Source organism: Peribacillus psychrosaccharolyticus ATCC 23296, assembly GCF_000305495.1.
Lineage (GTDB): Bacteria > Bacillota > Bacilli > Bacillales > DSM-1321 > Peribacillus > Peribacillus psychrosaccharolyticus.
Genome location: NZ_AJTN02000156.1, coordinates 26,084 through 34,104, shown reverse-complemented (window position 1 = coordinate 34,104; position 8,021 = coordinate 26,084). Strand labels below are relative to the sequence as shown.

The window sequence follows — 8,021 nt, the reverse complement described above, 5'->3', positions numbered from 1 at the left end:
ATATTGAATAACCACCATATAAAAGAGTGTTTTAAAAAATTAGTAGATACATACCTAATTCTATTAAAATTAATGTTAGAATATACCGATACTGACCATTTTGAAAAACTATTTAGAGCATACATTGTTACTTATTATTCTAATTCTTGAGGAGTTGTTCATAATGATATTTACAACAGTCAATAAAGAGAGTCTTTATGAGTTATGTGATGTCTTTGAAGCATTTTTAATCGAGCATGATATTATGTTTAAACATATGGATTTACGTGAAGAAAACGGGATTATTTCTTTCATTTTTTGCAATGAACCAGAAAAGGCAAGATCCATAGAGTTCGAAGCACAGCATTGCCTTGGTTTGGAGATGGAATATATTGCAGTTGAATTACTCGAACCCATTTTGCCTAGATTAAGACTATTTAAATGAAAAAACCGCACCAAAAAAGAACGATTAAAAGCTGATTTGCCAGCTTTTAATCGTTCTTTTTAAAATGTATTATAAATGGCCTCACATTCTTCCCCTGTCGGTTCATAGAAACAATGTTGTTTGTATCGTCCGACAAGCGGCTGACCATACCATGTCGCAGGACAGTCCCCCTGAGGTTTGAAATACCACATACTATATTTAGACGGCCATAGCCTTTCTCCATTAATAGCACGACGAGCAAGCCGTTTTTCTCTTTCTCGTGGTCGCTGATAAAAATAGCCTTTTTGAACGGCTTCAAAGGCATGTTCTTGGTAAACCATTTGAGGAATGGTTCTGATGTTCTTAAAGTCGGAACAATCTCCTCTGATTCGATTGATTCCCACATTTCCGACCATCAACATTCCTTGGTCTCCTTCACCCTCTGCTTCAGCCCTCAGTAACCTTGCCATTAAATCAATATCAGAATCTCTAGCTTTTACAACAGCCATCTGCTCACCCCCGATGATTCATCCTTTATCCTATTCCACGATGCCTAGAAGATGACAAATCATAAGGGAACTGTGGGCAATAACCGCGTAAACTCATGAAACGAGGAATCGTCCCGTCTATTAGTTAGCGATGTCTAATTTTTCGCTAATGCTTGTTTCAATGTACTATATGTTGGAACATCACTCCAATTATGTCCTAATTGAATCGACGTTTGTGCAACTTCTGGGGAAATACCTGATATGTATGTTTCTATTCCAAGCAGACTAAGGATTTGAATTAATTTAAACATTTCGTTGGCTACTCTTGTATCCATGATTAATACACCAGATACGTCAATAAAAAGTTTATTTATCTCCATTTCTGAACATTTTTGCGGCACAATCTCCAAAAAGGTTTTGGCACGGTAAGCATCTATATCTCCGACAATTGGTAACACAGCTACTCCATCAACAAGTGGAATTACAGGTGTACTCAATTCAGTAATTAACAATTGCTGTGCGGCTAATTGATTTCTAGACAGTACATAATATCTTTCGGTAAAATGATGGATTAACTGATCAAAATTCGAATTAAATAATGAACTCCAGTTAAGAATTTGCTTAAGTGTCACAGATTCAGTTTGCAGGTTAATAAATCGCTCCACATATGTCCAAATAACCGCTCTAGTTTTACTCAAAGCCTCTAACACATCATGAATGGGAGCGTTATAATCAATCCTGCTTTGTGCAACAGACTCGCCCCAAATTAATAACTTTTCATTAAAAAGAGTACTCTCTTCAAGAAATGTATGTGCAATGGTCTTAATGGTTAAAGCATGCTGTTCCCGCAAAACATGGTCTATTTCAGGATTGTGGTTGTTAGAATAAAAAGGACCAGAAAATTTCCTTTTCTCCTTAAACCATACTTCTGTAATATCACTTGAATGACTAATAATGTACTCATAAAGTTGTTGATTAATGGATGACAAATTAATTCCCTCTTCCTAACTTTAAAACTTTGTTTTAGTAATAAGACGTAGTTTTATAATATACCATAAGTCTATCCTATATCTAGTTCAGAACAAAAGCAGTCTAGTCAAAAAAACGTCAAAGGAATGTGCTCCTTTAACGTTCTTCCAGCTTAGTTCGATTTGTTGTAACTCCCGCACGCTCATTTATGACCGAGTTTACAATATGAAGTGAGTCCCATTCACCTGACGAAAATCGAGTGATTGGGTATTTTTTTGGAAAAAGCACATCATTGATTTCATTCACTGTATTACCTTCATCGTGCAATTTTAGAATTTTATCTTGTAAATGAAGTAAGTAATCGAGCTTCCTTCTCAGCGCACCTTTTCCATCCTCAAGCAGCCCTGCATGACAGCAAAACACGTCATCAAAGTCAAAAGTAAGAACGCGCTTCAACGAATCAATCAGTGTTGGAATGCTTTCTTCTTGTAGTACAACCTTCGTACGCTCTTGGCAATACAGGTCACCGGTGAATAGCTGTCCTGTCTCTCTATTCAGAAATGCTTTATGATCTTTCGCATGTCCTGGTGTATCGATCACATCCCATACAGCCGTACGAGATGTGATCGTTTCACCAATTGGTTCAGCCGCAAAAGGACGTCGCTTGCCCCAAAACATCTTACGATACAGTGGATAGTCCGCCTTGGTTCGACAATACGGAATGGATAATTCATTCATAAATATTGGTTTTCCTATGCCCTGAACATACGCCGCACATCCTGTATGGTCCTCATGATAATGAGTAATCAACACTTGATCAAAATCTTGCCTTTCGATAAAGGGTCTAAATTCCTTGGCAAGTGATTGGGCGCCTGTATCAATTAATATCCCATCTACAACAAAACAGTGAACATTTAAGCGGATGTTTTGAAAGGCCGATTTTCCATTACCACTGTGAACACCTTTTTTCATTGATTCTTCAAATTTTTTTCAAATATAATTGCCTTTCACTCCTTTGACGATCCATTTTTATACAACTAGTTTACCATAAAATGAATGAATATTCAGTTTCTATTGAATATTTTTCTAAAAATCTCTTTCCGTCAAAGCGCAGTTATTTAACAACTCAAAAAAAGACTGCCGAATTTATCTCGGCAGTCCTTGGTATCCCAAATCATTCATTATATATTGCTTAGAAATTCTTTAATTTGTTCAGGCGTTTTAGCATTCGCACTATGCAGATGAGCGATTTTTTCACCATTTTTATAAACCAACAATGATGGAATCCCCATAACAGTTTGTTGATCAGATATTTCTGGGAATTCATCACGATCGATTGTGAACCATTGTTTATCTTGATGTTCTTCTGTTACTTCATCAATAAATAAATCTAACCGTTTGCAGTCTGGGCACCAAGTCGTTGTAAATATCCCAACTGTCAGCTCATCTTGTCCAATTTGTTCGTTAAATTCTTGAACTGTATTAATTTTTTTCATATTCTTCTCCTCCAATTTTGCATTCTTACTATAACATTCTATTCTAATTATATCATTGTATCTGTTTCATCTTAATCCATCTACACTGAAATAATGATTTTTCTGAGCTTTTGATTCAAAGGGACAAATAAAAAAGTTGAACCTTTAAATTAAGGTTCAACCAGGCATATTATTTTGTTACATAAAATTCTTCAGGAATTTTCCCAAATTTTCTTTTATGATAAAGTAATGGCTCCTTCTTTTCAACTTCAATATCGATTACTTCACCAATTAAAATCAAATGATCGCCTGCATCCACTTTTTTGAATGTTTTACATTGTAAAACGCCGTAAGATCCTGAGATTATTGGCAGAGCATGCTCTGAAAGATTCCATTCACAATTTGCAAAACGATCTATATCCCTGCTGGCAAACAACGTGCAAATTTCAGCCTGATCGTCAGCTAATGTATGAATAGCGAATTTATCGGTATTTTGGAAAATATCAAAAGAAGAAACCTTACGATCAATCGACCACAAAACAAGCAAAGGATCAATCGAAACAGAAGCAAATGAATTAACCGTTAAACCAACAGGTGTTCCATTCTCATCAGCAGTTGTTACAACGGTAACTCCTGTAGGATAGTTTCCCAAAACCTCTTTAAAACGTGCGACTTGTTCAGTATTAGAATTCATTTCTAACAATCCCCTTTAAGTGTTTGATTTTATAATCATACCAAGTATGGCGATCAATTACCTAATAAAACGTTTAAAATTCTAATTTTTATTTTCAGTCTTTTCCTGCCTATCCAGTTCAATCGTGCCCACCCTCTAGTGTAATTAACTGCCCCCGCTAACAAGCTGTCACATCGTATTTCCACCTAAATATATGACATATGTCATGTGTATCAACTGACAAGTATGACTAATAGTCATACCCTTTTTGCTTTATACTAAATTTAATAAGGTTTTCAGGCTGAAGAGCCTGTTAAAGGAGGAAAACATGAGCAAAGAAAAAACAGCACAACTACGAAAATTTGTTGCACCCTTTGAAAAAGCAGATGTAAAAGCGAGCGTTAGACAATTGGTAAATACAATTCCACCAGCTATTTTGTTTTGGTTCTTAGCGTATCAAGCTTTAGACATATCTATTTTACTAACCATTGCGTTATCAGCTGTAACTAGTGGTTTCATTATACGTATGTTCATAATCTTCCATGACTGTACCCACGGATCGTTCTTCAAAAATAAAAAAGCAAACGCGATAGTCGGAACCTTTACAGGCATCATGACTTTGTTCGCCTTTGAAAAATGGAAACGGGAACACTCCATTCACCATGCTTCTAGTGGAAACCTAGATAAACGCGGTGTCGGCGATATTTGGGTAATGACCATTGAAGAATATGTAGAAGCATCGAAATGGGAACGTTTTAAATATCGGATGTATCGGAATCCTTTAGTTATGTTCGGTTTAGGTCCTATCTTCTTAATTCTAATATCAAGCCGTTTCAATAGAAAAGACGCACGTAAGAAAGAACGTAACAATACGTATTTAACCAATGTTTGTATTGTACTACTTTATGCTCTCTTAATTTGGGCGATTGGATGGCAGTCATTTGTAATTGTCCAAGGAACAACCATGTTTATTGCTGGAGCACTAGGCATTTGGTTATTTTATATTCAACATACCTTCGAAGATTCTTATTTTGAAGATGAAAGTGAATGGGATTATGTAAAGGCAGCTATTGAAGGAAGTTCTTACTATAAGCTTCCTAAAGTACTACAATGGGTAACCGGTAATATTGGATTCCACCATGTACATCATTTAAGCCCTAGAGTCCCTAATTACAATTTAGAAAAAGCGCATGATTCAACTCCGCCCATTCAAATGGCGACAACAGTTGATATCAAATTAAGTCTTAAGTCATTACGCTACAAATTGTATGATGAAAAAAATAAACGATTCGTTACTTTCGGTGAGGTCAAGCATTTATTACTGAAAAATGCTGTCGCATAATTATATAGAAGACTTTAAAAGCTTTTACTCTGAAACAATCGGAGTGAAAGCTTTTTTTCTTTGTTCGTTTACATCCCCTTATAGAATATTGTTTTCACCAATCTGGGTACTTTACATAAATTAAAAATAGTTCAAAGGAGATATTTTAACGTGATATCCCCTTCTACAAAAAGTGACTAACCATTAGGGGTGTACTTATGCCGGCTATAAACGGTACAGACTATATTCAACGGATTGACCAGCTGAGATCAAATGTGTGGATTGATGGAAAACCTGTGGAAGGGAACATCTCTGAACACCCAGCTTTCAAAGGAGTAATGAAAAGCCAAGCTGCCTTATATGACTTACAGTTTGCGGATGAATTAAAACCAATGACTTACACATCACCTTTAACGGGCGAACCTGTAGGTCTGTCTTACTTACAGCCAAAGACACGAGATGATCTAATTAAAAGAAGGAAAATGATTCAAAACTGGGCGAAATTCAGTAACGGAATGATGGGTAGAAGTCCAGATTATATGAATACAGTATTAATGGCCTTAGCTAGTTCTGCAGATTTATTAAAAGGACAACGAAATTGTTTTCCGGAAAATGTAACAAACTATTATGAGTATGCACGAGAACACGACTTATCTTTAACACATACCTTTATTAATCCTCAGGTAAATCGATCACAATTTTACTTTGAAAGTGCGGATGAACCCATCTCAGCAAAAGTAATAGCAGAAACGGAAAAAGGAATTGTTATAAAGGGTGCTAAGTTACTGGCAACACAAGGAGGAATAACCGATGAGTTATTAGTGGTATCAACTGCAGGCCTTGAAGCAGATGAGAACGGGTTTGCCTTTACGATTCCTAGTAATACAAAAAACCTGAAATTTGTTTGCCGAGATTCATTTGTTGGGGGAGACTCTACTTTTGACTATCCACTCAGCGCTAGATATGAGGAAATGGATTCTATCGTTATTTTCGACAATGTACTAGTCCCATGGGACCGAGTTTTTTATTATAATAACAGAGAAGTATCTAATATTTTTATGAATATTAACTCCTTTTCAGCTTTTACCATACACCAAGTTGTTTGTAGACGAATCATAAAACTAGAATTTGTGTTAGGTGTTGTGCAATCCATTATCGAAACGATCAATATTATTGAGTATCAACACGTGCAAGAGAAAGCTTCTGAAATTATTGTGGCCTTAGAGACAATGAAAGCTTTGCTTCTTAAATCTGAAATGGAAGCCGAAATTGATGAATTAGGATTTATGCGGCCAGATCAAACGTCTCTTCAAATTGCGATCAGTTTGTTTCCAAAAATTTACCCAAGATTTACTGAAATCATTCATTTATTAGGTGCAAGTGGACTAATGGCGATTCCAACAGGAAATACCTATCAAAATTTGAGAAAGGATTTGAATCATTATTTACAAGCCAAGGCAAAAAATGCTGAGGACCGCATTAAGATTTTTCGATTAGCCTGGGATTTAACGATGAGTTCATTTGGTACGCGTGAAACACTGTATGAGAGATTTTTCTTCGGTGATCCAATCAAACTATCAAGTCAGGTCTATTTATCATACGATAAAACACCTTATGTTAAGCGTGTTCAACACTTTTTGGAGAAACAAGAGTGAAGTATCTATCCGACTTCCATAAAAAATTGTAGAGAAAATGTTACTTTTCTCTACAATTCTATTTGTACCAAATTAAGGGATTACAGTTCTTTTTTTAAAAAAGAACTTGTACGTTGGTACACATCACTTAATTCAGCCAAATGCGTGAATTTCCCTAAGAAGCCGTGTGTACCTCCTTCATACCGGATTGTTTCAGTATGTACACCTGCTTTTTTTAACTTTTTCGCAAATAGTTCCCCTTCATCCCGCATCGGATCATATTCTGCGGTAATGACAAGTGCAGCTGGAAGATTTTCTAGATTATCTTCTCTAATGGGTGAAACAAGCGGATGATCTGTATCTACCTGTCCTTTTAAATAGAAGGAATTATGTTCAGCTAAGGTATCACTCTCCACGAAATACCCTTTTCTATTTTCTATTAATGACGGATACCGAAATTCACTAAAGTCAAGATCTAGAGAAGGATAATATAATACTTGCTTAGTAATCGTAAATTCTTGTTTTTCACGAGCCATCAGAGAAACAGCCGCTGCTAAGTTCCCTCCAGAACTATCACCTGCAAGGGCAAGGTTCTTCCCGTCCCATTTTAATTCATTCCCATGCTCCACAGCCCATTTCGTAACCTGATAACAATCATCTAATGGGGCTGGAAAAGGATGCTCAGGCGCAAGACGATACTCAACAGCAATTACTTTATAGCCTGATTCCCTGCATATCGGCCGAACAATTTCATCATGACTTTCTAAATCCCCTGAGAAAAAGGCACCGCCATGGAAATACATGAGCAGTGGATACGCTTCCCCTTCCTCTGGCGTGTAAATTCTAATTCGTATCTCAGCTTCTGAAGTAAGTATGGTTTTTTCTTCTACCGAATAAACTTGCACCCGTTTATCAACAGGTAAAATCGGTGCATCAAATATTTTTCTATGTTCTTCCGGTATGATTCTTTTGTGTGGATTAGATTCCGGTATCGTATCCAATATCTTTTTTATTTCAGGATGGACAGGCATCTTAAAACCTCCTTTTTTTTAATAACT

Annotated in this window: 9 protein-coding genes; 3 read left to right on the top strand and 6 right to left on the bottom strand. The window is 36.3% G+C overall.

All coding sequences use genetic code 11. The annotated features are described in order from the left end of the window. Nucleotides 1-163: 163 nt before the first annotated feature. Nucleotides 164-424: a hypothetical protein gene (locus tag WYK_RS07470; protein WP_040373913.1), complete on the top strand. Its 261-nt coding sequence runs from the start codon at nt 164-166 to the stop codon at nt 422-424. Between the two features lie 59 nt (nt 425-483). On the opposite strand, the gene WYK_RS07465 is transcribed toward WYK_RS07470, so the two are convergent. The 5 genes from WYK_RS07465 to WYK_RS07445 form a co-directional block, all read right to left on the bottom strand. Then, complete coding sequence (locus WYK_RS07465) at nt 484-912, bottom strand: cell wall hydrolase (RefSeq protein ID WP_040373912.1); 429 nt, start codon at nt 910-912, stop codon at nt 484-486. Between the two features lie 134 nt (nt 913-1,046). Continuing rightward, the gene (locus tag WYK_RS07460; protein WP_040373911.1) at nt 1,047-1,880 is read right to left on the bottom strand and encodes an STAS domain-containing protein; all 834 of its coding nucleotides are present in this window, start codon (nt 1,878-1,880) and stop codon (nt 1,047-1,049) included. A 136-nt stretch (nt 1,881-2,016) separates the two neighbouring features. Then, nucleotides 2,017-2,832, bottom strand: a complete 816-nt coding sequence (locus WYK_RS07455) for an MBL fold metallo-hydrolase (protein ID WP_051387371.1) — start codon at nt 2,830-2,832, stop codon at nt 2,017-2,019. A 209-nt stretch (nt 2,833-3,041) separates the two neighbouring features. Then, the gene (locus WYK_RS07450; protein ID WP_326238729.1) at nt 3,042-3,371 is read right to left on the bottom strand and encodes a thioredoxin family protein; all 330 of its coding nucleotides are present in this window, start codon (nt 3,369-3,371) and stop codon (nt 3,042-3,044) included. Between the two features lie 154 nt (nt 3,372-3,525). After that, nucleotides 3,526-4,029, bottom strand: coding sequence for a flavin reductase family protein (locus WYK_RS07445; protein ID WP_040373909.1), 504 nt, complete (start codon nt 4,027-4,029; stop codon nt 3,526-3,528). A 307-nt stretch (nt 4,030-4,336) separates the two neighbouring features. Here WYK_RS07445 and desA point away from each other — a divergent pair, with 307 nt between their 5' ends. Then, the gene (desA, locus tag WYK_RS07440) at nt 4,337-5,350 is read left to right on the top strand and encodes a Delta(5) desaturase DesA (RefSeq protein WP_040373908.1); all 1,014 of its coding nucleotides are present in this window, start codon (nt 4,337-4,339) and stop codon (nt 5,348-5,350) included. Between the two features lie 197 nt (nt 5,351-5,547). Next, the gene (gene hpaB, locus WYK_RS07435) at nt 5,548-6,984 is read left to right on the top strand and encodes a 4-hydroxyphenylacetate 3-monooxygenase, oxygenase component (RefSeq protein WP_040373907.1); all 1,437 of its coding nucleotides are present in this window, start codon (nt 5,548-5,550) and stop codon (nt 6,982-6,984) included. Nucleotides 6,985-7,064: 80 nt separating this feature from the next. On the opposite strand, the gene WYK_RS07430 is transcribed toward hpaB, so the two are convergent. After that, on the bottom strand, nt 7,065-7,994 hold the full coding sequence (locus WYK_RS07430; protein WP_040373906.1) for an alpha/beta hydrolase: 930 nt from the start codon (nt 7,992-7,994) through the stop codon (nt 7,065-7,067). Nucleotides 7,995-8,021 lie beyond the last annotated feature (27 nt).

Bases quoted from the DNA above. Each gene is read 5' to 3' on its own strand.
- WYK_RS07470 (WP_040373913.1), top strand. From the start codon at position 164: ATGATATTTACAACAGTCAATAAAGAGAGTCTTTATGAGTTATGTGAT.
- WYK_RS07465 (WP_040373912.1), bottom strand. From the start codon at position 912: ATGGCTGTTGTAAAAGCTAGAGATTCTGATATTGATTTAATGGCAAGG.
- WYK_RS07455 (WP_051387371.1), bottom strand. From the start codon at position 2,832: ATGAAAAAAGGTGTTCACAGTGGTAATGGAAAATCGGCCTTTCAAAAC.
- WYK_RS07445 (WP_040373909.1), bottom strand. From the start codon at position 4,029: ATGAATTCTAATACTGAACAAGTCGCACGTTTTAAAGAGGTTTTGGGA.
- desA (WP_040373908.1), top strand. From the start codon at position 4,337: ATGAGCAAAGAAAAAACAGCACAACTACGAAAATTTGTTGCACCCTTT.
- hpaB (WP_040373907.1), top strand. From the start codon at position 5,548: ATGCCGGCTATAAACGGTACAGACTATATTCAACGGATTGACCAGCTG.
- WYK_RS07430 (WP_040373906.1), bottom strand. From the start codon at position 7,994: ATGCCTGTCCATCCTGAAATAAAAAAGATATTGGATACGATACCGGAA.